Below are 23,938 nucleotides of genomic sequence, written 5' to 3' on the forward strand. Positions count from 1 at the left end.
AGCCGTGTAAAAAAAGAGTCTTCGAACCCGCTCGAAGACTCTTCACTATTCCTCAATTAAATTTAAGACCGGAACATCACGCTCATTATCCGGGTCATTCCGTGAATAAATTCTCGCTACTTTTGTTGCCTCATCCACATGTTGAATAATGACTGGCGTCCCCTCATAGGTAACATGAATCATTTCGGCAGATTCAACAATTTCCTTGGCTCGTCCCACATTCATTGGTTTCATCCACTCCTAGCTTTAATGTCCCTACTAGTATTTGCCATAAATTAGTTACTATTCATAAATATATGGACAAGTTTACCTAAATAGAGCACTTAGGAGAGGGAATAAATCTGTGCAAAATTTTGTTACTGTCCAGATTGGGTGATTTACTATCGACTTTACCAAGTTTACTGTCCATCTCGATGATTTACTGTCCACTTTGATGAATTTACTGTCGACTTTGGGAAATTTACTGTCCACTCCAAATCATTCTAAACCTTCACACAAAGTAACATCACCACCAATAAAAAAAACCCCCTTACCGAAGTAAGAGAGCCATAAGCCATTACATTTTTTCCGGAGCTGAAACCCCAATCAACGCCAGCGCATTGCGGAGCGTAATTTGTACGGACCGCACCAACCCGAGGCGGGCCTTAGTGCGCTCGACATGATCAAGATCAAGCACCTTTTCTGCATTATAAAAACTGTGGAACGTCGACGCCAATTCTACGATATAGTTCGTAATCCGGTGTGGGACGCGCTTTATTGCGGCCTCTCCTACAGCTGCCGGGAACTCCCCAATCTTCTTCAATAAATCCATTTCCTTCTCTGACGTTACCAATGAAAAATCAGCATCTGCCGTCACTTGAACACCCTGCTCCTCCCCAGAACGCAAGATACTAGAAATCCGCGCATGGGCATAGTGGGCATAATAAACGGGATTCTCATTCGACTCCGACACCGCTAAATCCAAGTCAAAATCCATATGCGTATCGGAACTGCGCATCGCAAAGAAATAACGCGTCGCATCGAGGCCGACCTCATCGACCAAATCGCGCATCGTCACCGCTTTACCGGTCCGCTTACTCATCTTCATCTTCTCACCATTTTTATAAAGGTGAACAAGCTGAATGATTTCCACCTCTAGAGTTTCACGGTCATAACCTAACGCCTGAAGCGCGGCCTTCATCCGGGGAATATAGCCGTGGTGGTCCGCACCCCAAATGTTAATCAACTTTTCAAAACCGCGGTCCAACTTGTCCTTGTGATAGGCGATATCCGGTGTTAAATACGTATATGAACCATCTTGCTTAATCAACACCCGGTCCTTGTCATCGCCGAATTCTGTCGAGCGGAGCCACGTCGCACCGTCTTCCTCATACACATAACCACTCGCACGCAGCGCCGCCAAAGCCTCATCAATTTTTCCATTCTTATAAAGTGAAGTCTCGGAATACCAAACATCAAATCCAACACGGAAATCCTCTAGATCCTGCTTTAACTTTGCCATTTCATATTTCAGACCGTACTCACGGAAAAACTCTTGGCGCTCGTCTTCGGACACATGCACATACTTGTCCCCAAACTCCTCTGCCATGGTTTTCCCAATGCCAATAATGTCCGCACCATGGTAACCGCCCTCCGGCATCTCTTTTTCCAAACCTAGAGCCTGGAAATAACGCGCCTCCACCGACAATGCAAGATTATTAATCTGATTTCCCGCATCATTAATATAATACTCACGCGAAACATCAAAGCCCGCCTTCGCTAAAATATTACAAAGCGAGTCACCCACCGCCGCACCGCGGGCATGTCCAAGATGCAAGTCACCCGTTGGATTCGCCGATACAAACTCGACCTGAATCTTCTGGCCGCCGCCAACTGTGGTCTCCCCGTACTTCTCCTCAGCATTCAGCACCGTCGGAATCAGCTCGGTTAAATAACTATTATTCATATAAAAATTAATAAATCCAGGGCCCGCGATCTCAATTTTTTCAATCGAAGCCTTTGAGCGGTCGATATTTGCAACCAACGCCTCCGCAATCACACGCGGCGCCTTCTTCGCAACACGAGCCAGCTGCATCGCCATATTTGTCGCATAATCGCCGTGCGCCTTCTCCTTTGGTGTTTCCAGAACCACATCTGGAATCTGATCCTCCGTCGCCAGTACCGCCTTCAACACTGCCGCCCGAATCTCTTCTTTTAACTTACTTTGCACTTGTTCAACTATGTTCATTGTTATCCTCCTGAAAGGTAATTTCCAAATGGTATGTACCAGCAGGTGAGCCCTGCATTGAAAAATCATAAAGAATGTCAATCAAACCAGCAGTATGCTCGATCCGTTTTGCCAGCGTGATCGTCTCAAAGGACCCAAACGGCATTTCATAACTGCCGCGGAGCTTCTTATGCAAACGAAACGGCAAGCGCATCTTTACTGCACCACCGCGCAAAATCAGCGCCTCATCACCAGCCACCTTGACAATCGTCCGAACGGTGCCCTCATCCTGCACCTCTTCATACTTAAGAAACGAAGCACCATCTTTTTCAAGATAGCGGCCAAACACTGCAAGCTCGTAAACTTCCTTGCCGCCTTGCTGATGAATCGTTGTTTTCACATTAATTTTCATCGGAATTTCAGTCATAGACAAACCTAATGGCACTTCCCTTTTTTCTTTTTTAAAAAAGAACCTAGTTTCATTCTTTGGAATGGTTCTAGTCCTAGTAATTGACGTATCTGCTTTAATGCATACTTTTTCTATTATAAACATTGCTGGTGAACAAATCAAAAAATGCCTGACCTCAAAAGTGTCAGGCACAAAAAGTATAAGATTGGCCAGCTCCAGCGCCTAGGGGCTCGCAGGTCTACAGCCAATCCGTCCTGAAGGTTAAAGAGCAACCTTCAAGCCGGCTCGCCTAGACTCACGCCCCTGTTCAAGGCGCTTCCGCTTTTCTATCTATTTCACCCAGCCAAGCAGCATTTCACGAATTAACTTACTCGCCGTATTGGCGGTTTGTTCTGATGGATCATAAATCGGTGCCACCTCGACAAGGTCACCACCGACTACATTCACTTCGGAACGGGCAATCGCATGAATTGAAGCTAACAGTTCTTTCGACGTAATACCGCCGCAATCCACTGTACCTGTGCCAGGTGCATGCGCTGGATCAAGGACATCGATATCGATTGTCACATAGACCGGACGGCCGGCAAGTGTCGGCAGGATTTCTTTTAACGGCTCGAGCACTTCAAATTTGGAAATATGCATTCCGTTTTGCTTCGCCCACTCGAACTCTTCCTTCATCCCAGAACGAATCCCGAATGAATAAACATTGCTAGGCCCAATGTGTTCCGCTATCTTGCGGATTGGAGTCGAGTGCGATAACGGTTCGCCTTCATAGTGCTCACGCAAATCTGTGTGGGCATCAAAATGGATAATTGCTAAATCCGGGTACTTTTTATACATAGCTTTCATTACCGGCCACGAAACAAGATGCTCACCGCCCATGCCGAGCGGAAACTTGCCAGCAGCTAGGACTTGATCGATAAATTCTTCAATCATATCGATGCTCTTTTGCGGATTTCCGAACGGAAGCGGAATATCACCGGCATCATAGTATTTTACCTCTTCCAACTCGCGGTCAAGGTAGGCGCTGTACTCCTCTAAACCGATCGACACCTCGCGGATGCGGGCCGGACCAAACCGTGAACCTGGGCGGTAACTAACCGTCCAATCCATCGGCATCCCGTATAATACAACCTGACTCTCCTCAAAATTCGGATAACTCTTAATAAACACATTCCCTGAATACGCCTCATCAAAACGCATCTATGTATCCCTCACTTTTCTAAAAACCTAATTAACTTACTTCACCAAATCCCCAACAAACTTCGGCAGCACGAATGCCGCTTTGTGCAGTTCTTTGGTATAGTACTTTGTTTCAATCTCATGGAAGCGGTCTTCACTTACTTCTAATGGATCATATTTCTTTGAACCGATCGTGAATGCCCATAAGCCGCTTGGATACGTTGGGATATTCGCGACATACAAACGCGTAATCGGGAAGATTTCGCGAACATCGCGTTGGACGTTACGAATCAAATCCGCTTTGAACCACGGGTTATCCGACTGCGCCACAAAGATGCCGTCTTCTTTCAACGCCTTAGAAATCCCAGCATAGAACCCTTTAGTAAATAAGTTTACAGCTGGACCGACTGGCTCGGTAGAATCAACCATAATTACATCATACTGATTATCGCTGTTCGCAATATGCATAAAACCGTCGTCCACTTGGACATCGACACGCGGGTCATCGAGCATGCCAGCAATCTCCGGCAAAAATTTCTTTGAGTACTCAATCACTTTGCCGTCAATATCAACAAGCGTCGCTTTTTTCACGCTTGGGTGCTTTAACACTTCACGAATGACACCGCCATCGCCGCCGCCGACCACTAGGACATTCTCAGGATTCGGGTGCGTAAATAACGGAACATGCGCCACCATTTCATGGTATACAAACTCATCGCGGACCGATGTCATCACCATGTCATCTAAAAGAAGCATGTTACCCCACTCTTCAGTTTCAATCATATCTAGTTTCTGAAACTCAGTTTGTTCTGTATGTAAGGTTTTATTTACTCTCATCGTGATTCCAAAATGTTCGGTTTGTTTTTCTGTAAACCAAATTGACATGCTTACCGCTTCCTTTCAACTGATCTCAGTTTTATACATACCAAGTTATTATTCAATTTTATAGTACCCAAACCATTGAATTACAAACACAAGAAAAAGTCTAGCAAAATTTAAATAAATACACCAATAAATGTTTAAAAAAACTCTATTTTTTCAATACTATTACTATCTATTTTTTTAAAAAGAGGTGGTGAACATCGTGGAAATCATGACTGATCAAGGGTTTCGGAAAACAATTAAATATTTACGGGCAGTTATTATCATCAGTTTGATAGGCATGGTTTGTATGCTTATTCTCTTCCTCGGGATTCTTGCTTATGCAAAAATTTTAGGGCCACCACCGCTCGCCGTTCCGCAATCGACGCTATTCTTCGCTGACGACGGAAAGCTGATTGGCGAGAGCAATAGCGGACAAAAACGTTATTGGACCAATTTAAAGGATGTTTCGCCCGATCTGGTTCATGCGACCATCTCCATTGAAGATAAAAATTTTTACGAGCATCATGGCTTTGACTTCAAACGGATTGCTGGTGCAGTGTTAGCCGATGTGCAAGCTTTCTCAAAAGTACAGGGCGCAAGCACCATCACCCAGCAGTACGCTCGAAATCTATTTCTTGAACACGACAAAACTTGGACGCGGAAGCTGCACGAGGCTTTTTATACCATCCGCATTGAGATGAATTATTCAAAAAAAGAAATTCTTGAAGGCTATTTAAATACGATTTATTATGGCAACGGTGCCTATGGGGTAGAGGCAGCCAGCCAATATTATTTTGGAAAAAAAGCAAACGACTTAACGCTTGCTGAAGCAAGTATGCTGGCCGGAATTCCAAAGGGCCCGGGTATCTACTCTCCATTGGCCTCGATGGAACATGCGAAAAGCCGCCAAGCGATTATTTTAAAAAGTATGGTGACCAATCATTACATCAATAAAAAGGAAGCAACCGATGCGGCTATGCAGCCTGTGACGATCGTGGGCACGCACAATACGCAAAAAGTGAAGGTCGCCCCTTATTTTCAGGATGCGGTCAAAAATGCCTTGAAAAATCAATTGCATTTAGATGACCGCACGATTGCCCTCGGAGGTTTAAAAGTTTATACGACTCTTAACCGCAAGCAGCAGGAAGCAGCAGAAAGCCAAATTCATAAATATGTAGCGAATCTATCAGAAATTCAAGTCGGTCTTGTTGCGATGGACCCAAAAAATGGCTATGTCAAAGCGATGGTCGGCGGCCGGGACTATGAAAAAAGTTCATTTAACCGTGCTGTCCAAGCCATCAGGCAGCCTGGTTCAACGATTAAACCGCTTCTATATTACGCGGCCCTTGAACAAGGCTTTACGCCATCTTCGACGATGCGCAGTGAGTTTACGACCTTCCATTTTGATGATGGCCAGCCTGACTATACGCCACATAACTTTAACAATAAGTATGCCAACGGGGAAATTACCCTCGCCCAGGCGCTGGCTGTCTCCGATAATATTTTTGCTGTCAAAACGCATTTATTTTTAGGAGAAGAGACCTTAATCGACACGGCGAAAAAATTCGGCCTTTCTTCAAAAATGGCGCATGTACCATCCCTGGCATTGGGGACATCTGGTGTCCGGGTCATTGAAATGGCGAATGCCTATAGTTTGTTTGCTAATGGTGGGAAAAAGGTTAATCCAACCTTGATTACGAGAGTGGAAGACTACAATGGCAACGTGATTTATGAAAAAGAAGAGGAAACAGAAAAGGTGTTAGACCCAGCTAAGGCATATGTGATGACGCAAATGCTGACGGGAATTTTCGATCCAAAGCTGAACGGATATGCGAAGGTCACAGGCAGCACGGTCATCAACGATATTACCCGGCCTTATGCAGGAAAATCGGGGTCAACTGAAACCGACAGCTGGATGATTGGCTACTCTCCGCAGCTCGTGACGGCCGTCTGGGCTGGCTATGATATGGGAAAACCGATTGAGCTGGTTGCTGAAAAGACGTATGCGAAAAATATTTGGGCCAATTTTATGGAAGAGGCTTTAAAAGGCAAGCCCGTCAAGGCGTTTAAGGCACCGAAGGAAGGTGTCATTGGGGTGTATGTCAACCCCGAGAATGGCAAATTGGCGACCAAGGATTGCCCGGTGCGCCGCTTCACCTATTACGTCAGCGGCACCGAACCAACGGAATATTGCACCGAACATCTAGACCGTCATGAGGCCTTACCAGAGAAACATAAGAGCACGAAAAAAGTCCCTTGGTACAAGAAAATCATGCCGTGGACTTAGCCGAATACTTTATTGAAATAGAAAGGCTCCGGAAAATTCCGGAGCCTTTCTTGTCCTAGTATTACATTGTTTTAACACTCAATATGATACTATAATTTTCAAAAAAATTACAAGCATAATTTTCCTATTCAGCCAATAAACCTCGTTTAAGTTCATCCGTTGAGTTGTTCCATAAAACCTCATTATGATTACGTAAGAATTCCGCTAATACCTTTTTCGAATTACCATCCATATCGTCGACAATGATATGGCGCTTCAGCGACTTATCCATGCGGTTGACATGCTCAGGCAAGGATTTGTAGCCGCGCCGGATTTCGCGGTCAACGGTCATAAAGCAGGCCGTCACACCCGCGTAGTATGGGCCTTCTTCGTTGCGGTCAATCGTTACCCAGACAAGCCAATACGGTTTTCCGTTCGGAACCTCTTCTTGATTTTTCAAAAATTTAATGCCCTTTTCCACGGCGCTGCGGGCATGCATGGCACCGACATCAATCTCCGCCTCGCCAGCGTCAACATCAATGATGACAGGTGACACATTATCAAGGCTCAAAGCTCCTTTTCCAAAGCCTTTATGGCCATCGGTCGGATCGCTTTTGATGATATTAAAACCGAGTTTCTTTTTATTTTCTTCCATTAAAACTCCAAACCTCCTAAAAAAACAACATTCTGAAGAATTGACTTAACCCATCCAAAACCCACGGAAGGACAACCGCGAAAATGGGTTCGATTGTATATCGATCAAGCGGGGTAAACACTAAAATTAGAAAAATCAATCCGCCGTACTGTTCATACTGCGTCATTTTTGCCCGTACATGGTTGGGGGCTAAGTCCTCAATAATCCGGTATCCATCGAGCGGCGGGAATGGCAGCAGATTAAAGATAAACAGAACAATATTCAGCCGGATAAAGATTTCCAAGAAATCATAAAAACTTTCAGGCGGGGCTGCACCAAAACGGTTTAACCCGAACGCGATAACAAAGCCGAGTGCAGCTAAAACCAGATTACTGAGCGGCCCGGCAACTGAAACGAGAATTCCAGCTAGGCGAGGCTTTTTAAAGAAAAACCGATTAACCGGTACCGGACGAGCCCAGCCGAAGCCAGCAATAAATATTAAGATCGTGCCGATCGGATCAAGGTGTTTGAGCGGATTTAACGTCAACCGGCCTTGTTTTTGTGCGGTCATGTCACCGAATTTATAGGCAACGAACGCGTGGGCAAATTCATGAAACGTAAAGGCAATCATCAGGGTAATCGCCAAATAGGGAATCATGCTTAACGGATAGGCAAGAAAATTAAAATTTTCCAACACCATATCTCCTTCCATCTCAAACGGATGTCACGCTTACGTGCGCAAACTCCATTTTCTATCTATCTATATTCCTTTTAGTATACATGAAACCGTTTAAAAAAAGAAAATCAAAAGCGTCATCGATTATTGCACTTTCCTTCGAATTATGGAACACTAACATAGAAAAGCTGTAACGATGGTTTGCGGCTTATTGACTACCCATACATAAAACGGAGGAGGAAAAAACATGCCATATGTAACAGTAAAAATGCTTGAAGGGCGTACCGACGACCAAAAACGTGCCCTAGTTACAAAAGTAACCGATGCAGTCAGCGAAACAACAGGCGCACCAAAAGAAGCCATCCACGTAATGATCGAAGAAATGAGCAAAAGCAACCTTGGAATCGCCGGCGTACGAAAAAGCGACCAATAAATAGAAAAGCGGAAGCGCCTTGCACAGGGGCGTGAGTCTAGACGAGCCAGCGTGAAGGTTGCTTTTTAACCTTCATGATGGATTGGCTGTAGACCTGCGAGCCCCTAGGCGCTGCAGCTAGACAGTTATCTCATTTGATTTTGGTGTCAGGCACCATGTGAAATTTTCACATGGTGATTGACACCTTTTTAGTTCCTACAAAAACTTAATCTCGTCTTTTGGGGTTTCAATCTTTAGTTTCTCTAGTTCGAGTTTCATTTTTTCAGTTTCGGCTAAATAATTTACGTGTTTGAGTTTCTCGAGCTCGAGTTCATCCTTCAGCATACCTGCTTTAATTTTTGACTGTTTCTGAAAATGAGTAGTAATAATGGCTGTAATCGGTATGCCAAATACCATAATGACGGCAATCGTTCCTGTCATTGCAAGCGCCTCCTCATATATCATAATTTTTACCTCTTTATACAAATCATAACAAATACCTAAACAAAAAAGTACCGAATTAATCAAAAACAAAAAACACCCCTCAGACCTTCGCACGCGAGCATTCGTGCTATAGTCCAAGCGGTGTATAACATCTTATTGAATTTTCGCCTTTAACGATTCGATATATTGAAAGGCCTCATCGATTTCCGCCTCGGTATAGCGCTGGCTTGCCTTTAACGTAAACACCTTGTTAGCCACTTCTTCTTTAGAGAGATTATCAAAATATAAAACCGTTGAAACCAATTCCAAGAATCTAGCATTCTGCTCATTCATATCAACGAGACAATCCTGCAAAAACGGCATGTCCACCTCATTTAAACTTAAAAACTCTTTCCCCGGCTCCGTCAATGTATAGCGATATTGAAAATAGCCGCCCTTTTTCTCCTTCACCTCATTGAGAAAGCCCATATTGCAAAGCTCCTCAACCCGTAACGTTAACTCCTCTGAGTAGGGGCCATAAAAATGAAACTGGAACCGCTCTTGAAAGGGAAATGCCACCTTTTTCGCAATATATATCATCTTTTGCAGCTTCTTACGGCCGATAATCTCACCGGAAACCATAACCGCCTGCATCAGTTTCGCATGATCATTTAACAACGTTCGTCATCTCCTACTCCATTTGGGTGTCAGGCACCAATCACCAATCGTTCTATAACTCTAAAAGGGCGCGAATTTGCTTTTTGACATTCTTTTTAGTCGAATCATCAAGAATAAAATCAGCCGGGTAGTAGAGCTTATGGTCGGTCCTTCTTTTCCCCGAAATCGCATCAACAATCTCCGATTCGCGTGAAAGTTCCTTCAATTCCCCATTATGCATCAACAAATGAATCGGGAGCCGCTCCTCCTCCTCACCGGGACGATAGAAATCATACGGCAAATCCGACGAGGAATCGACCACCAAATAATACTCAGGATCCAACCCTGCCTTTTTGAATAATGAACCTAATTCAGCGAGCTTTTTGTATTCTTTCGCTGGGTCAAATTCAGCAAACTTGAAGAGATTGCGATTGACAAACCGACGGCAGAGGTCACTTAACACAGGGTCAGACTCTTCCTGCCAAATTTGAAAATAATATAAAATCACTGATTCATCTAATTTTAAATAGTCTTCTAAGGTTACTTTTTCATTGAAAATCGATGTAAAGTGGATGGGTTCGTATTTAAAAGTATAGTTTTCTTCAAATAATTGCTTGGCGCGGTGGAGAATTTTTGTCAAAATAACCTCCGCACTGCGCGATACCGGGTGGAAATAGACCTGCCAATACATCTGGTAGCGGCTCATAATATAATCTTCAACTGCATGCATGCCGCTCTTTTTAATGACCACCTGATCTTCGCGCGGCCGCATGACCCTCAAAATACGCTCCATATCAAATTGACCATAGCTGACGCCGGTAAAATAGGCATCCCGCTGTAAATAATCCATCCGATCGGCATCAATTTGACTGGAAATCATGCTGACTACTAGTTTTTTCTCCGATGTTTTCGCAATCACTTCGGCTACTTTTTTAGGGAAATCTGGACCAACACGCAACAGCACGTTATTGACTTCGGTATTCCCTAAAATAATTTGCCGGGTAAACTCCTCATGGTCAAAATCAAACACTTTTTCAAATGAATGAGAGAACGGGCCATGTCCAAGGTCGTGAAGCAACGCGGCACATAGGGTCAACAGGCGATCGTCATCATTCCATTCCGGTCTCCCTGCAAACACATCATCAATAATGCGGCGGACAATTTCATAGACACCTAGAGAATGGTTGAAGCGGCTGTGCTCAGCACCATGAAAGGTTAAAAATGTCGTTCCTAGCTGTTTGATGCGCCGTAAGCGTTGAAATTCTTTCGTTCCGATTAAATCCCAGATGGCCAGGTCACGTACATGGACGTAGCGATGGACGGGGTCTTTAAAGACTTTTTCTTCACTAAGTTTTTCCGCCGAATAGGCCATAGACTTCCCTCTCCCTCGTAAACTTGCTCCTGGCGTTTAAGGACATCTCGCCCTTTTCTTTGTTATTTTCTATTATATCCCAAAAACCACCCTTTTTTCAGCAAAATTCTACACGACTTTTCGACATGGATGGGGGGAAAAAAATCACCTAAGTTTCTACGACTGAGGTGATCATTTTATCTTTTTATTTACTTTCTCCATTAATTCCTCTTCCGTTAATGCGGCAACGGGGCGGTTATTGACGAAGGCAAAGGTTTTTTTCCGGCCAGGCCCGCAGTAGGATTGGCAGCCGATTTTGACTTCAGCCTCCGGATCCAGTTCTTTTAACCGAGGGATTAATGTCTTTAAATTCACGGCCTGACAATCGTCGCATACGCGAAATTCATTGGACATGTAAGACAACCCTTTCTTTGGTCACAATCTATATCTATAGTTTATCCAGCTTGGATAGCTTAAACAACCGATTAACTCCTCTGGTATTTTACATTTTCTTGTATTCGAATGCAAGTTGCAATCTTTACTAAACTCGTTAAAAAAATCTACTATCCTTGCAACCATTTTGGTATAAAGGTTCAAAAACTTGTCCATCCTAAGACTAGAACTTTTAAAAACTCGTCAAGATGCTCGGGCGGGTTCATCCAAAAAAACTATAAAAGGGAGTTGAACATATGAAAGTTCGTCAAGACGCATGGACAGATGAGAATGATTTGCTTTTAGCCGAAACTGTCCTAAGGCATGTAAGAGAAGGAAGTACACAGCTAAACGCTTTTGAAGAGGTAGGCGATAAACTAAATCGTACGTCTGCTGCGTGTGGATTCAGATGGAATGCCGTCGTTCGCCACCGTTACGAAAAAGCACTACAATTAGCGAAAAAGCAACGTAAACAAAGACAAAGAGTATTAGGAAAAGAGCAAGGCGGTAAGAAAAAGCTGTTATATAGCCCGCCGCTCACTGGGGCACCAGATTTTGATGCAATCCCAGCTCAAGTTGATATGCCGCTGGAAACTAGCTTTGACATGCCAGATATGACGGCAGAGATGGCAGAGGAAACTTATGTAACCCCTGCTGCTTCAACACCATCACAAGCGCCTGTTTATGCACAAGCACAGGTTCAAACACCCGTTCAAAGCTATCGTCAGGCAAATAACACAGGGCTTTCGCTTGATTCCGTTATTACTTACTTGCAAAACTTTCATCATTCCAATCTGCAAAATGAAGCATTAAAAAGTGAGAATGAAAGATTAAAAAGAGAGTTGGCAGAAGTAAGACGCCAAAATGAAGAAATGGCCGCTAAAATTGAGGGTCTTGAGCAGAATACAGAAACGATTCAAGAAGATTACGAGACCTTAATGAAGATCATGAACCGTGCCCGCAAGCTTGTGTTATTTGAAGAAGAAGAAAGACCAGCTACGAAATTTAAAATGGACCGAAACGGAAATTTAGAAAAAGTAGCAGAATAAGAAAAGCGGAAGAGCCCGTTTAGCGGCGTATGGACTGGAGCACTCCAACTGAGATAAAGGAAACACGAAGAGCGTAGCGATTCGATGTTGACTTATCGTAGGGCGGAGGGCGAAGTACACTAGCCGTTGGGCTCTGTAGCTAGACAGAAAACACAGTTAATAGAATTGGGGAGAAGAGCAATAGCGCAACATCTCTTTGAAAAAAAGCCGTAAATCCGCTCAAGTGGGATTTACGGCTTTTTACATAGCATTGATTTTTTCATTTCGGTCAATGACCCGTTGATAATAATCTGGAAATAATCCCAGTTCATACTCGTTTAATGGACCCGCATATAATAGCCCGCTCTGATCCTTTAACTGGTTTAATAGACGGAGCATCACGTCAGCGATGGTAAGATCCGTTCCGAGCAGTTCCGCAAGCGAAGCCATGACTTCTGGAACAATTTCTGGATAAGCAAATTTTGTTTCTGCATCCTGTTTTGCAAGTTTATAAAATTCCCTGACCAGTTTGGCCCGCTTCGCACCGCTGCCGTTCACACAGAGATAAATCTGGACAGCGACCCCTTTTTTAAGACGGCGCTGCGAAATGCCAGCAAACTTTTTCCCCGCAATGCTCAGATCGTAACTTCCCGGGCAATAAGAACCGACAATTTCTCGAGCCTCAATCTGATGCGGGAAATCGGCAAACATGTTTTGAATAAGCTGCCACATCGCATCATAGCCGCGATTAATATCAATCCCTTTTTCCGCCTCTGGAAAAATTAACGATATATTGAGGACGCCTTCATCGAGGACAACCGCGAGGCCGCCAGAGTTTCTGACAATCGTATGATAGCCTTGCTCCTGTAAAAATTGAATACCTTCTTGTAAAAATGGCAATTTAGTATCCTGAATGCCGAGAACGATTGTATTGTGGTGGACCCAAGTCCTTGCTGTGGCCGGTGCCTGCCCCGATCCGACAGAGGCACACAGGGTATCATCGGTTCCAAATGATTGCAATGCTTGAAAATGAATACCCGCCGCTGATTGATCGATAATTCGCCATTGCGGCTGGCGCAGTAATCCTTCCATTTTGATGGCTCCTTGAGTTGAATTAATAGTTTTTTACACAGTTCGGTAGTTTTTATACAAAGTATTATACTTTATTTACGAAAATCAGGATAATTTTACGAAAAATAAGCTAATTTTACAAAACCCCAGACATTTATTCAAAGTTTGGAAGTTTAACCCAAAAAGGCCGATCCACCATAACAATGGACCAGCCCCTTTTGAAAAACAAACTTTTATAACCCTTGCGCTGCCGTAATTAACGCCAGCTTATAGACATCTTCTTCATTACATCCGCGTGATAAATCGTTTACCGGCGCGTTTAAGCCCTGTAAGATCGGTCCAACTGCTTCAAAGCCGCCTAAGCGCTGCGCAATTTTGTAGCCGATGTTTCCTGCTTCAAGACTAGGGAAAATAAATACATTCGCATCCCCTTGGAGCGGTGAATCTGGTGCCTTGCTTTTTGCCACAGATGGAACAAAAGCCGCATCAAACTGGAATTCTCCGTCTAAAACAAGCGATGGGTCACGACGCTTCGCTTCTGCGACTGCCTCAGCCACTCGCTCGGTTTCAGGAGATTTCGCTGAACCCTTTGTGGAAAAACTGAGCATCGCAATGCGCGGTTCCATATCAAACATGTGAGCCGTCTTCGCACTTTCAATCGCAATTTCAGCTAAATCATTGCTGTCTGGGGCGATATTAATCGCACAATCGGCGAACACATATTTTTCATCCTCACGAACCATGATAAATACGCCGGACGTTTTCTTGACGCCTTCTTTTGTCTTAATGATCTGTAATGCTGGGCGCACTGTATCAGCTGTGGAGTGGGCCGCACCGCTGACAAGACCGTGTGCTTTATTTAAATAAACAAGCATAGTGCCAAAGTAGTTTTCATCAAGTAAAATTTTGCGTGCATCCTCTTCAGTTGCTTTTCCTTTACGGCGGTCAACAAAGGCTGAAACCAGCTCGTCCATGCCCGCATAGCTTGCTGGGTCATAAATTTCTGCCTCATCTAAAGAAACGCCAAGCTCTGCTGCTTTCGCCTGCACTTTCTCGATATTGCCAATTAAAATCGGTGTAATTAGTTTTTCCTCAGCTAAACGGCTTGCCGCACGGACAATCCGCTCATCTAATCCTTCTGGAAAAACAATTTTCAACTCACGACCAGATATTTTTTGCTTTAAACCTTCAAATAAATCACTCACTACTAAATCCTCCCTTAATCAATCTACATAAATTAGCATACTTTACCTTTTTTAAATTTCAATGATAAGACTCACTGATAACGTTTTCATACTAAAAGTTTATGTTTTCAAAAAATTACGCGCTAGTTTTTATGATTTACTTTTTCCCGGAAAAATATCCACTGATTTGCTTAGATAGGTTTATTCGCGCGCCACTGGGTCAAACTATGTTATAGTAAAGATTGTCAATAAGAAGAATGATTATTTAGGAGTGATTATAATGAGTGAAGCAGCAGTAACGCTTGATGGCTGGTATTGCCTCCATGATTTCCGGACCGTTGATTGGACTACTTGGAAAATGCTCCCTAGTGATGAGCGCCAAGCCGCCATCCACGAGTTTTTAAGTCTAGTTGAAAAGTGGAATACCACACAGGAAAGTAAAGAAGGCAGCCATGCTTTATATACAATTGTTGGTCAAAAGGCAGATTTCATGATGATGATTCTTCGTCCAACGATGGAAGAACTGAACCAAATTGAAACTGAATTCAATAAAACAAGATTGGCTGAATTCACGATTCCTGCCCATTCTTATGTGTCGGTTGTCGAGCTCAGCAATTATTTGCCTGCTGGAGAGGATCCATACCAAAATCCACAAATTTTAGCACGCCTTTATCCAACGCTGCCTAAAACAAATCATGTCTGCTTCTATCCGATGGATAAGAAACGCGAGGGTAACGATAACTGGTATATGCTGCCGATGGAAGAACGTAAAAGTCTTATGCGCAGCCACGGCATGATTGGTCGTACATACGCTGGAAAAGTAAAACAAATCATCACCGGTTCCGTTGGTTTTGACGATTATGAATGGGGCGTTACCCTGTTTGCAGATGACGTTCTGCAGTTTAAAAAGCTTGTCTATGAAATGCGTTTTGATGAAGTAAGTGCTAGATATGGAGCGTTCGGCTCATTCTTTGTGGGGAACATCTTAGAAGAAGAACGGGTAGCTAGTTTCTTACATGTTTAAATTCTTTAAAAGTCCTCAGCTGCGGCTGGGGACTTTTTTTTGCTGTTCCTCCCCTGTTAGCTAGTCATATTTCGCCCCTTGTGCTCATACTATTTAAACAGCGAGTCTTAGAAAGAACTCCATTAATCTCAGGGCTATTATTTTCCTATTTGTAACCAATTTGGGATAAAAGGAGTATTAATAGGATGTTGTGCCACTCGTTTTATTCACTTATTAGGAGGGAAAAGGATGAATCAATACTACAATCCACAGGGCTTTCAGCCTTATACTGGAGCGGCAGATCAACAACAGAGAGCTCAAGGGATGCCTGGAGCCGGGCAAAGCTTTTATCCCGCACCTGGTGCACAAGGATTCCCGCAATTTCCACCAGCCGGTGCCGGGGGCGGAGGCGTGGCTGGCGCACCATCAGGGCAAACAGCGGGCCAGCTGCCAATAGAGCAGTCATACATCGAAAATATTTTACGCTTAAATAAAGGCAAATTGGTCAGTGTTTTTGCTACTTTCGAAGGCAATAATCAATGGAACGCGAAGGAATTTAAGGGGATCATTGAAGCGGCAGGAAGAGACCATGTCATCCTGAGTGACCCACAAGTCGGGACTCGTTACCTGATTCCAATGGTCGCCGTTGATTATATTCAGTTTTCTGAAGAAATTGAGTATGAATATCCATATGGCAGTTCGACACCTATGGCCACCTTCCCTCCAAGATAAATCCTATGAAGCCAACACCAATTGACCGTCAATTGGTGTTATTTTTTTGAGGGACAAAATAGGCATCGGGTGTTTCTCCCCCGATGCCTAACTTTCATTTATAGATGTTTCACTGCTCCAACTATGATTAAGATCCAAGCGGCTAAGAAGCATACTCCTCCAATTGGTGTGATTGCTCCTAAGATACCGATCTTTGTTAAGCTCAGCACATACAAACTTCCGCTGAAAAAAATAATTCCCGCCAGCATTAACCATCCCGACCAAGTGAATTGCGGGCTGGCAGCTGCCATTTTACCAATTAACAGACCAACTATTAATATCCCAATCGCATGGAACATTTGGTAGGTAACTCCTGTTTTCCAAATTTCCAAATAATGTGCATCGAGTTTATCCTTCAATCCATGGGCACCAAAGGCACCTAGCGCGACTGCGATAAAGGCATTAATAGCACCAACTATAATAAAAGCTTTCATGTTATATTTCCCCCTTTTTAAAAATCAAACAATGAATCCCCGTTTGCTTCGTCTTCCATATCAAGTTTTTTTGGCTGTTGTATTGTTGATGCTTGTTGAATGATGGGTTGATTCATCACGGGCTGTTGGTAGGCCTGGACCGAGATAGCCGGCTGAACGGCCTGCATTGGAGCGGATGGAACCTCGCCTTTCCGAGATGGCGTTTCATCTAGCAATAACTCACATAATGTTTTAATAGAGTAGACTTTTTCTCGCATGCTTTCTTCCTTTGTACTGCTCTTCGCTAGTTTCAATTCCTCTTCTATTTTCGCTAATAGTTTTTGGACAGATATATTCACTTGTCTAGCACCTCTAATTTCAGTCTCGTTTCTATTCTACATGAGTATCGCCTTTTTTTCGAAAAATTAGCCCGCAAGATGTGTTCACACTTCGACATGATCTTCAATGTTTCACGTGAAACAAGTCGAATACTGAAAAAATAACCCGCACCAATGACGGTACGGGTTCAAATTATCCTAAAATCCGCTGGTAAACTGATTTGGCATGAGTTAAATCCTTGGTGCCGTGAATAAGGGCGCGGCCATCTTGAAAAATAACCATCCGCTCTTCGCCCATTTCAACAGAAACCAAATAAGGGTTGCCCTTAACCGCATACCCAAGTGAACTAAGCTGCCCTGCGAGGCGTTCTAACGAGATCTCACCACTCGTCGACGGGCGGATTTGCACGGTATCACGACCGCAAAGTACCGTCGTCTTCGTCATATTTTCCTGATCAAGATAAGGATAGGACCGCTCCTCGCCACATGATAAGCAACCTGCAAACTTCGCTTTCGACATCTTCAAGCTCGTGTACTGATTTCTCCATAAATCAAAGCTGACAAAGGAAGTCCTGACCGCATCCCAATCCTCCACCAACATCTTCAGCGCTTCCGCGGTCTGATGGGCAATGACCATTTGGACAGCTGGAGAAATTATTCCTCCTGTATCACAGGTCATCCCCTGGAGTGGAATAGAGCGTAACAAACAATTCAAACACGGGGTTTTCCCAGGAATTATCGAAAACGTCATCCCAAAGCTGCCGACACAGGCCCCGTAAATCCACGGAACCTTATATTTTTGCGAGACATCATTCATCGCCATCCGCGTTTCGAAATTATCAGTCGCATCCATCATCACATCAACGTTCACAACAAGCTCTTCCAATAACTCAGGTGTAGCATCACCAATAATCGAAACCACTTCCACATCTGAGTTAATTGCACGTAAACGTTTCTCCGCCGCGGCTGCCTTAGGAAGCTTCTCAGCAACATCTTCTTCCGTATAGAGTTGCTGGCGCTGCAGGTTGCTGGCTTCTACATAATCACGGTCGATAATTGTAATCTTGCCGACACCGGCACGAGTCAGTACCTCGGCACTCCCTGACCCTAACGCCCCTGCCCCGATAATCAGCACATGCTTGCTCCGGATCTTTGCTTGTCCTTCTTTTCCGATCCCCGAAAAGAGGACCTGCCGTGAATACCGTTCATTCATGGCCATCAGCCCCCGCTTACTGGCGGAATAAAGGCGATTTCATCCCCATCTTGGATCACTTCATCGTTCGAGGCAAACTCTTCATTGACAGCCGTCATTACCGTGTCCATCTTTGGCAGATCATACTTAGCCGCTAGCTCCGCTTTTAACTCTGCCACCGTTTTTCCACCCGCATCGACAGTAAGAAACTCTTCGCCGACCGCATCACGTAAATGAGCAAAAAATAACACCTTATTCATTTAAGTCACTCTCCTCTGGCTTACCGCTCGGATAGGCGACTGTTTCGAGTTGATTTCCCATCCACGCTTCGCCTTCCTCCCAATGTTCTTTCTTCCAGATTGGGACGATTTCTTTGATCCGTTCAATTGCATAGCGGTTGGCATCATAGGCATCGGCACGGTGCGGCGTCGAGACGGCAATGACCACGGCCACATCAGTGATGTCTAAACGGCCGACGCGGTGAGTGATGGCCACGCACGCACCCTCCCAGCGCTGTTCAATTTCCTCGCCGATTTGCGCCAACTTCTTAACTGCCATCGCTTCGTACGCTTCATAAATTAAAAATAATGTTTTTTTACCTTTGGTTAATTCCCGAACAGTGCCGATAAATGTGGTAATCGCACCGGCATTGCGCTGGACCACTTTATCTATGACAGCTTGAATATCGATTGGTTCTTTTGAGATTTCATACATCATCCTGATTACACCTCTACCCCTAAGCACTTTGGCTCTGCATTTTCGACCACTTCGTACCCGCCAATTTTTTCAACCTGCTCTTTAAAGACTGCTGATTGGATCATCGCAATTAGCAGCTGGCCGCTCTCACTTTCATAAAAGCTTCTTGTCATCAGTAAATCATATTCCTCATCAGCAACAGGCACAAAGTCAAGGTCCATCGCCTTTGCAGCCGGATAAATACCAAGGCCAGCCCCGTCAGCATCCCCGTTCACTTCCGCAGCCACTGCTAAATGCGAAAACATTTCCCGGTCATACCCGGTAATATCGTCTGGTGTCAGGCACCCTTCTTCTAGTAAAAGGTCAAATAGGATCCGCGTTCCCGCTCCTTTTTGGCGGTTGACGAAGTTCGCCTTCGTCCGTGCTAAATCTGCGGCTGATTCAATTCCAAGCGGGTTGCCTTTCGGCAGGATCCAGCCTTGTTTTCTTTTTAAAAATGGATAAAGAATCACGTCTTGATTGGCTAATAGTTTGCTTACATAGGAGATATTGTATTCCTTTGTACTAGGGTCAAGTAAATGAATCCCCGCTACATGGGCCTCTCCTTTACGAATGGCCATAATGCCGGCCATACTTCCGACATGGGAGGAGACAATTTTCATGTCTGTCCGCGCCCGTTTTAACTGTGACGATAACAAATCAATCGTCAGATCGTGACTGCCGCAGAACACGATGGCATGTTTAATTTCCTCAAGCGGCCGCATTAATTCAACTTCAGCAAGATCGCCTTGTTCATAACCAATAATGTTCGGCGGGACGATTAACAAGCCGTCTGCTCTGACATAAGACATCGTAACGCCAGCCGCACGGGTGAGCGGATTGGCCACGAATTGTCCATTCACATAGCCGATATTCATGCGCACGAAGTCTTCCGCACCCATGGAAGAAACAATCCGGCGTCCTAACTTAACGGTCACGGTCTGCCTTTTAGGCTCAGGAATTTGCAGGTATTTACAGATAAGCGGTCTGACAAACCATTCAAGTGCTAAATAGGCAGAGACCGGATAGCCCGGAACTCCAACGACAATCTTGCCATTTATTTTACCTAAAATCACAGGTTTTCCTGGCCGTGCGGCGACCCCATGGGTAAAGACTTCGCCGATTTCACCAATAATGTGAACCGTGTAGTCCTTGGAACCCGCAGATGAGCCCGCATTAATAACAATGATATCAGACGTTTCTGCTGCATCTAAAAGAACGGCTTTAATGTTTTCCGGTTCATCCTTCACAATCGGATGGAGGTTCGGTTCTCCGCCCCAATCCTTAATGAAGCCCGCAAACACGGTGCCATTGAATTCAATAATTTTTCCAGGCGCTAGCTCTGCATTGGCTTCCACTAGTTCATTCCCTGTTGGAATAATTGTCACGACTGGTTTTTTGGCAACTGGAATGACCGATTGCTGTCCAGCTAACAGCACACCTAAATCTGCCGGCCGCAGGAAATGTCCCTGTGGAAAAAGCATTTCTTCTTGAACCACATCTTCGCCGATTGGACGAATATGCTGCCAAGGGGTGGCGGGTTCAATAATTTCAATCGTTTCCTCATCAATGACATCGACATGCTCTATCATAATAACCGCGTTAAATGGTGCGGGAATGGCATTCCCTGTATCAACATAACAAAATTGTCCGCCTAGCGTGAGACGAAGGGGATTTTGCTCATGGGCTTGATAGGTGCTTTCTGCGACGACGGCAATTCCATCCATGGCACTGGCATGGTAATGGGGCATCGAAACTCGTGCAAAAATGGGTTCAGCTGTCACACGCCCTAATGCGTTCACTGTTAAGATTTCTTCCTTTTCAGGGGTTACGCTTTGAGCCGCAAGAATTTCTTCTCTGGCTTGTGCTCGGGGTTTATCTTCTAAATATATTTTTCTCTTAAAGTGTGTATAATCCATTCCTAGGCCCCCCTTATCGTGATGCAATCACAGGTACAGAATCCCCCTGTGAAATTCCTTCCTTTTCTGAACTAATCTCAACAATTCCATCACTTTTGACCAAAGTTGTGATTAAACCGGATTTACCAATAATCGGCTCAGCCCACCATTCCCCCTCTTTTTCAAACAAGCGGACACGAATATAATCGGACCGGCCCATTGAGGAAGGTATATTTTTGGTGATTTTAGCAAAAATACGCTCTGGTTTCCGTTCGATCTCCTCGCCCTTTAGCTTACGTAATACCCTTTCGCCAAACAGCTTGAAGATAATCATCGCAGAGGCGGGATGACCTGGCAGCCCAATGACAGGTTTTCCATTTGCCATTGCTAGAATTGTAGGTTTACCCGGCTTAATCGAGATCCCATGGACAAAAACACCAGGGTCTCCTAATGACTGGATGACTTCCGTTGTATAATCCTTTGCGCCGACCGAGCTTCCGCCGGAAAGGATTAAACAGTCCACTTGTTCATACAGTTCTCGTGCTTTTTGTTGAAATTCCTGATAATCATCACGAACAATTCCGCCGTAGATGATGTCTACATTCCATTCACTGGCTAAACCGGCAATCGTCAAGTAGTTGATGTCGCGAATTTGACCCTCAGCCAAGGTTTCCGTTTGATAAGGGACTATTTCATCACCCGATGAAAGATAACCGACCTTCAATTTTCGATAAACGGATACTGCAGCCACACCTAGAGAAGCAAGAGCCCCTAACTCCTGCGGACGAAGTTTTGTTCCCGCTGTTAAAAGTGTTTCACCCACTTTAATGTCTTCGCCGGCACGAATCACATTTTCTCCAGGAGCGACCTGCTTGTACGTATTTAAAAGCTGGTCGACATCCTCACAATGCTCAATCATGATAACGCTGTCACTGCCAACCGGAAGCATCCCGCCCGTGGGCACATAAACAGCGTTACCAGGGCCAGCTTTTGCAGTAGGAACCTCACCCATTTTCACTTCCCCTGTTACTGTCAGGAAGCCTGGCATGGATTCAGAAGAACCATACGTATCCTTCGCACGAACGGCATATCCATCCACAGTTGAACGATCAAAGCTTGGCACATTTTCCTTTGCAATCACTGGCTCCGCAAGGATATAGTGGAGCGCCTCTTCTAGCCCCCGCACCTCAGTTTGTCGGATCGCTGGAATCTTTTCCTCGATTAAGGCAAATGTCTCTTCAACTGTTTTCACTTTGAAAAATTGCATGGTTCCCTTTTTCCCCCTTATCTATCTTCCGCCCACTTTTTAGCGTCTTCATACTCATTTGGGTGATTCATATTAAAAAAGACTCGCTCCAAATCGATGCTGCTGTATGCCTGAAGGTCCTTTTCTGATACATACAGGACATTTAATCGATCAAGCAGATGTTTCATCCGAAGTTGTCCCGTTTCAATACTTTGTGCTGCCACTTCCGCCACCCTTTTTTGGAAGACGGCAAACAATGGGTGCTGAACTCCATTAATGACAGGGATGACAGCATCAAATCCGCTGCTCTTTTTTACAAGCAGTTCGGCAAGTTTAGCGGAAACAAAAGGCATATCACAAGCTACGACAAAATTCGTCTCATACGGAGAAGACAGCAAGCCTGCATGTACTCCTGCTAGGGGTCCCTGACCAGGATACTGATCCGAGACCATCTTTACCCCTAAAAATTGATATTCTTCAGGATGATTGGTTACAAGAATTATATCATTAAACGACAGGTTAAGCGCATCTGCAATTCTCTCAATATTCGTTTTTTCGTTTATTTTTAGAAGGGCTTTATTGGTGCCCATTCTGCTTGATTTTCCACCAGATAAAATAATAGCGGCAGCCTTCATAACCCTTCACCCTCTTAATGTATATCTTTTTCCTCGCCCACTGCTTGATAGCCATTGTCCTGTGCCACATAATCCAAATGGATCGAGTTCAAATCCAGTAAGGCAGCCGATGGCTTTTCAATATATTGACGTGTATCAATAATTTTAATATAGCCCTTACAGTCTTCGCAAACTTGAATTTGTGATACGGCATCGCCTTCAATGGTTAGGAACTTCATGGTTTTATGGTCTTCATTGCCGCAATGTGCGCATTCTAAGCGTTTGGCTTGCCAGTGCGCGAGGCAGCGCGGGCATTGGATCACCTTTTTACCGTCTTCTTCCATTACAGCTAAACGAACAGGTTCACCACATGCAGGGCAGCCGGCGCCTGGGATGGCACGGTCAATTTCAGGTTGGATGTGTTCTGCTGCCATTTGTAAATAAGGGCGGAGCGCCGTTTCTGCCAGGAAGTGTGGTATCCAATCATCCACCCCGTTCTCGCGGGCAATTTCAATAAAATATAGATGGTTGAATGCGAAAGCCTCTTCCATCCAACGGATAGCTGTTTTTTCCGTTAACAGACCGGTAATCCCTTCGAGCTGTGTCTCGAGTTCAGGATCATGGTTGATTAAAATTTCATTTATTTCCTCTACACACTGTAGGAATAGTGAAATTTCAAAATTAAGAGACGCATGTGCGACCAAAGGCATTCCTGCTTCCATGCCGTCTTTCTCAAAGCTAAGGTGAATTGATTCCGAATCAAGTTGCTGCTTCCATTTATCTTGAAGTAAAACTATTTCGGTTTGAAGATCCTGATATTCCTTTGAAACGACGGACTTAATCATCTGATGCTGCACCTCTTTCATTTAGTAAAGAAATGGCTGTCTTCGGTGCGACAGCCACTCCTTTTTTATCAACGTTCTGTTAGATGAG

Annotated in this window: 27 protein-coding genes; 5 read left to right on the forward strand and 22 right to left on the reverse strand. The window is 44.4% G+C overall.

Annotation, left to right across the window (positions count from 1 at the left end; genetic code table 11):
* Window positions 1-45: 45 nt before the first annotated feature.
* From QNH17_RS29085 to speE, 5 genes are all read right to left on the reverse strand, one after another.
* A complete protein-coding gene (locus tag QNH17_RS29085) occupies window positions 46-225 on the reverse strand; it encodes an H-type small acid-soluble spore protein (protein ID WP_283876755.1) in 180 nt (59 codons plus the stop codon).
* A gap of 331 nt (window positions 226-556) precedes the next feature.
* Window positions 557-2,227, reverse strand: coding sequence for an arginine--tRNA ligase (gene argS, locus QNH17_RS29090; RefSeq protein ID WP_283876756.1), 1,671 nt, complete (start codon window positions 2,225-2,227; stop codon window positions 557-559).
* The gene (locus tag QNH17_RS29095) at window positions 2,214-2,633 is read right to left on the reverse strand and encodes a YwiB family protein (RefSeq protein ID WP_283879626.1); all 420 of its coding nucleotides are present in this window, start codon (window positions 2,631-2,633) and stop codon (window positions 2,214-2,216) included. The genes argS and QNH17_RS29095 overlap by 14 nt, the downstream gene beginning before the upstream one ends.
* Before the next feature lie 312 nt (window positions 2,634-2,945).
* Window positions 2,946-3,818, reverse strand: coding sequence for an agmatinase (gene speB, locus QNH17_RS29100; protein WP_283876757.1), 873 nt, complete (start codon window positions 3,816-3,818; stop codon window positions 2,946-2,948).
* Between the two features lie 36 nt (window positions 3,819-3,854).
* The gene (gene speE, locus QNH17_RS29105) at window positions 3,855-4,682 is read right to left on the reverse strand and encodes a spermidine synthase (protein ID WP_098571562.1); all 828 of its coding nucleotides are present in this window, start codon (window positions 4,680-4,682) and stop codon (window positions 3,855-3,857) included.
* A 199-nt stretch (window positions 4,683-4,881) separates the two neighbouring features.
* Here speE and QNH17_RS29110 point away from each other — a divergent pair, with 199 nt between their 5' ends.
* Window positions 4,882-6,948, forward strand: a complete 2,067-nt coding sequence (locus QNH17_RS29110; RefSeq protein WP_283876758.1) for a transglycosylase domain-containing protein — start codon at window positions 4,882-4,884, stop codon at window positions 6,946-6,948.
* Window positions 6,949-7,072: 124 nt separating this feature from the next.
* Here QNH17_RS29110 and QNH17_RS29115 read toward each other — a convergent pair whose 3' ends face one another.
* On the reverse strand, window positions 7,073-7,582 hold the full coding sequence (locus tag QNH17_RS29115) for a YwhD family protein (RefSeq protein WP_283876759.1): 510 nt from the start codon (window positions 7,580-7,582) through the stop codon (window positions 7,073-7,075).
* A gap of 16 nt (window positions 7,583-7,598) precedes the next feature.
* Window positions 7,599-8,261, reverse strand: a complete 663-nt coding sequence (locus tag QNH17_RS29120; protein ID WP_481858554.1) for a site-2 protease family protein — start codon at window positions 8,259-8,261, stop codon at window positions 7,599-7,601.
* A gap of 223 nt (window positions 8,262-8,484) precedes the next feature.
* Here QNH17_RS29120 and QNH17_RS29125 point away from each other — a divergent pair, with 223 nt between their 5' ends.
* Complete coding sequence (locus QNH17_RS29125) at window positions 8,485-8,670, forward strand: 2-hydroxymuconate tautomerase (protein ID WP_026568172.1); 186 nt, start codon at window positions 8,485-8,487, stop codon at window positions 8,668-8,670.
* A gap of 195 nt (window positions 8,671-8,865) precedes the next feature.
* Here the strand turns inward: QNH17_RS29125 and QNH17_RS29130 are convergent, their stop codons facing one another.
* From QNH17_RS29130 to QNH17_RS29145, 4 genes are all read right to left on the reverse strand, one after another.
* Complete coding sequence (locus QNH17_RS29130; RefSeq protein ID WP_283879628.1) at window positions 8,866-9,090, reverse strand: hypothetical protein; 225 nt, start codon at window positions 9,088-9,090, stop codon at window positions 8,866-8,868.
* Window positions 9,091-9,246: 156 nt separating this feature from the next.
* On the reverse strand, window positions 9,247-9,750 hold the full coding sequence (locus QNH17_RS29135) for a YwgA family protein (RefSeq protein ID WP_283876760.1): 504 nt from the start codon (window positions 9,748-9,750) through the stop codon (window positions 9,247-9,249).
* A gap of 52 nt (window positions 9,751-9,802) precedes the next feature.
* Complete coding sequence (locus tag QNH17_RS29140; RefSeq protein ID WP_283876761.1) at window positions 9,803-11,101, reverse strand: HD domain-containing protein; 1,299 nt, start codon at window positions 11,099-11,101, stop codon at window positions 9,803-9,805.
* Between the two features lie 171 nt (window positions 11,102-11,272).
* Window positions 11,273-11,494, reverse strand: a complete 222-nt coding sequence (locus QNH17_RS29145) for a YuzB family protein (RefSeq protein WP_144551753.1) — start codon at window positions 11,492-11,494, stop codon at window positions 11,273-11,275.
* Between the two features lie 275 nt (window positions 11,495-11,769).
* On the opposite strand from QNH17_RS29145, the gene QNH17_RS29150 reads away from it, so the two are divergent.
* Window positions 11,770-12,561, forward strand: a complete 792-nt coding sequence (locus QNH17_RS29150) for an RsfA family transcriptional regulator (protein ID WP_283876762.1) — start codon at window positions 11,770-11,772, stop codon at window positions 12,559-12,561.
* A 240-nt stretch (window positions 12,562-12,801) separates the two neighbouring features.
* Here QNH17_RS29150 and lipL read toward each other — a convergent pair whose 3' ends face one another.
* Together lipL and pta are read right to left on the reverse strand one after the other, a co-directional pair.
* Window positions 12,802-13,632: an octanoyl-[GcvH]:protein N-octanoyltransferase gene (gene lipL / locus QNH17_RS29155; RefSeq protein ID WP_283876763.1), complete on the reverse strand. Its 831-nt coding sequence runs from the start codon at window positions 13,630-13,632 to the stop codon at window positions 12,802-12,804.
* Between the two features lie 212 nt (window positions 13,633-13,844).
* Complete coding sequence (pta, locus tag QNH17_RS29160; RefSeq protein ID WP_283876764.1) at window positions 13,845-14,816, reverse strand: phosphate acetyltransferase; 972 nt, start codon at window positions 14,814-14,816, stop codon at window positions 13,845-13,847.
* A 259-nt stretch (window positions 14,817-15,075) separates the two neighbouring features.
* On the opposite strand from pta, the gene hemQ reads away from it, so the two are divergent.
* Together hemQ and gerQ are read left to right on the forward strand one after the other, a co-directional pair.
* Window positions 15,076-15,819, forward strand: coding sequence for a hydrogen peroxide-dependent heme synthase (gene hemQ / locus QNH17_RS29165; protein ID WP_283876765.1), 744 nt, complete (start codon window positions 15,076-15,078; stop codon window positions 15,817-15,819).
* 228 nt (window positions 15,820-16,047) lie between these two features.
* A complete protein-coding gene (gene gerQ, locus QNH17_RS29170; protein ID WP_283876766.1) occupies window positions 16,048-16,530 on the forward strand; it encodes a spore coat protein GerQ in 483 nt (160 codons plus the stop codon).
* Between the two features lie 98 nt (window positions 16,531-16,628).
* Here gerQ and QNH17_RS29175 read toward each other — a convergent pair whose 3' ends face one another.
* The 9 genes from QNH17_RS29175 to QNH17_RS29215 form a co-directional block, all read right to left on the reverse strand.
* Window positions 16,629-17,003 carry a DUF423 domain-containing protein gene (locus tag QNH17_RS29175; RefSeq protein ID WP_283876767.1) on the reverse strand — a complete coding sequence of 125 codons (375 nt, stop codon included), beginning with the start codon at window positions 17,001-17,003 and terminating at the stop codon, window positions 16,629-16,631.
* Window positions 17,004-17,020: 17 nt separating this feature from the next.
* Window positions 17,021-17,341 (reverse strand): YwdI family protein, encoded by a 321-nt coding sequence (locus QNH17_RS29180; protein ID WP_283876768.1) that lies wholly within the window; start codon window positions 17,339-17,341, stop codon window positions 17,021-17,023.
* 172 nt (window positions 17,342-17,513) lie between these two features.
* On the reverse strand, window positions 17,514-18,533 hold the full coding sequence (locus tag QNH17_RS29185; protein ID WP_283876769.1) for a thiazole biosynthesis adenylyltransferase ThiF: 1,020 nt from the start codon (window positions 18,531-18,533) through the stop codon (window positions 17,514-17,516).
* A 5-nt stretch (window positions 18,534-18,538) separates the two neighbouring features.
* A complete protein-coding gene (moaD, locus tag QNH17_RS29190; RefSeq protein ID WP_283876770.1) occupies window positions 18,539-18,772 on the reverse strand; it encodes a molybdopterin converting factor subunit 1 in 234 nt (77 codons plus the stop codon).
* Complete coding sequence (locus QNH17_RS29195) at window positions 18,765-19,229, reverse strand: molybdenum cofactor biosynthesis protein MoaE (protein WP_026568157.1); 465 nt, start codon at window positions 19,227-19,229, stop codon at window positions 18,765-18,767. The genes moaD and QNH17_RS29195 overlap by 8 nt, the downstream gene beginning before the upstream one ends.
* 5 nt (window positions 19,230-19,234) lie before the next feature.
* Window positions 19,235-21,166 carry a molybdopterin biosynthesis protein gene (locus tag QNH17_RS29200; RefSeq protein WP_283876771.1) on the reverse strand — a complete coding sequence of 644 codons (1,932 nt, stop codon included), beginning with the start codon at window positions 21,164-21,166 and terminating at the stop codon, window positions 19,235-19,237.
* A gap of 13 nt (window positions 21,167-21,179) precedes the next feature.
* Complete coding sequence (locus QNH17_RS29205) at window positions 21,180-22,412, reverse strand: molybdopterin molybdotransferase MoeA (protein ID WP_283876772.1); 1,233 nt, start codon at window positions 22,410-22,412, stop codon at window positions 21,180-21,182.
* Window positions 22,413-22,429: 17 nt separating this feature from the next.
* Window positions 22,430-23,026, reverse strand: coding sequence for a molybdenum cofactor guanylyltransferase (mobA, locus tag QNH17_RS29210; protein WP_283876773.1), 597 nt, complete (start codon window positions 23,024-23,026; stop codon window positions 22,430-22,432).
* A gap of 14 nt (window positions 23,027-23,040) precedes the next feature.
* Window positions 23,041-23,850, reverse strand: coding sequence for a formate dehydrogenase accessory protein FdhE (locus tag QNH17_RS29215; RefSeq protein WP_283876774.1), 810 nt, complete (start codon window positions 23,848-23,850; stop codon window positions 23,041-23,043).
* Window positions 23,851-23,938 lie beyond the last annotated feature (88 nt).

Source organism: Neobacillus sp. SuZ13 (genome assembly GCF_030123365.1).
GTDB lineage: Bacteria > Bacillota > Bacilli > Bacillales > Cytobacillaceae > Neobacillus.

Coding starts and splice junctions, on each gene's coding strand:
- QNH17_RS29085 (WP_283876755.1), bottom strand. CDS start 225: ATGAATGTGGGACGAGCCAAGGAAATTGTTGAATCTGCCGAAATGATT.
- argS (WP_283876756.1), bottom strand. CDS start 2,227: ATGAACATAGTTGAACAAGTGCAAAGTAAGTTAAAAGAAGAGATTCGG.
- QNH17_RS29095 (WP_283879626.1), bottom strand. CDS start 2,633: ATGACTGAAATTCCGATGAAAATTAATGTGAAAACAACGATTCATCAG.
- speB (WP_283876757.1), bottom strand. CDS start 3,818: ATGCGTTTTGATGAGGCGTATTCAGGGAATGTGTTTATTAAGAGTTAT.
- speE (WP_098571562.1), bottom strand. CDS start 4,682: ATGTCAATTTGGTTTACAGAAAAACAAACCGAACATTTTGGAATCACG.
- QNH17_RS29115 (WP_283876759.1), bottom strand. CDS start 7,582: ATGGAAGAAAATAAAAAGAAACTCGGTTTTAATATCATCAAAAGCGAT.
- QNH17_RS29120 (WP_481858554.1), bottom strand. CDS start 8,261: ATGGTGTTGGAAAATTTTAATTTTCTTGCCTATCCGTTAAGCATGATT.
- QNH17_RS29125 (WP_026568172.1), top strand. CDS start 8,485: ATGCCATATGTAACAGTAAAAATGCTTGAAGGGCGTACCGACGACCAA.
- QNH17_RS29130 (WP_283879628.1), bottom strand. CDS start 9,090: ATGACAGGAACGATTGCCGTCATTATGGTATTTGGCATACCGATTACA.
- QNH17_RS29140 (WP_283876761.1), bottom strand. CDS start 11,101: ATGGCCTATTCGGCGGAAAAACTTAGTGAAGAAAAAGTCTTTAAAGAC.
- QNH17_RS29145 (WP_144551753.1), bottom strand. CDS start 11,494: ATGTCCAATGAATTTCGCGTATGCGACGATTGTCAGGCCGTGAATTTA.
- QNH17_RS29150 (WP_283876762.1), top strand. CDS start 11,770: ATGAAAGTTCGTCAAGACGCATGGACAGATGAGAATGATTTGCTTTTA.
- lipL (WP_283876763.1), bottom strand. CDS start 13,632: ATGGAAGGATTACTGCGCCAGCCGCAATGGCGAATTATCGATCAATCA.
- hemQ (WP_283876765.1), top strand. CDS start 15,076: ATGAGTGAAGCAGCAGTAACGCTTGATGGCTGGTATTGCCTCCATGAT.
- gerQ (WP_283876766.1), top strand. CDS start 16,048: ATGAATCAATACTACAATCCACAGGGCTTTCAGCCTTATACTGGAGCG.
- QNH17_RS29175 (WP_283876767.1), bottom strand. CDS start 17,003: ATGAAAGCTTTTATTATAGTTGGTGCTATTAATGCCTTTATCGCAGTC.
- QNH17_RS29185 (WP_283876769.1), bottom strand. CDS start 18,533: ATGAATGAACGGTATTCACGGCAGGTCCTCTTTTCGGGGATCGGAAAA.
- moaD (WP_283876770.1), bottom strand. CDS start 18,772: ATGAATAAGGTGTTATTTTTTGCTCATTTACGTGATGCGGTCGGCGAA.
- QNH17_RS29195 (WP_026568157.1), bottom strand. CDS start 19,229: ATGATGTATGAAATCTCAAAAGAACCAATCGATATTCAAGCTGTCATA.
- QNH17_RS29200 (WP_283876771.1), bottom strand. CDS start 21,166: ATGGATTATACACACTTTAAGAGAAAAATATATTTAGAAGATAAACCC.
- QNH17_RS29205 (WP_283876772.1), bottom strand. CDS start 22,412: ATGCAATTTTTCAAAGTGAAAACAGTTGAAGAGACATTTGCCTTAATC.
- mobA (WP_283876773.1), bottom strand. CDS start 23,026: ATGAAGGCTGCCGCTATTATTTTATCTGGTGGAAAATCAAGCAGAATG.
- QNH17_RS29215 (WP_283876774.1), bottom strand. CDS start 23,850: ATGATTAAGTCCGTCGTTTCAAAGGAATATCAGGATCTTCAAACCGAA.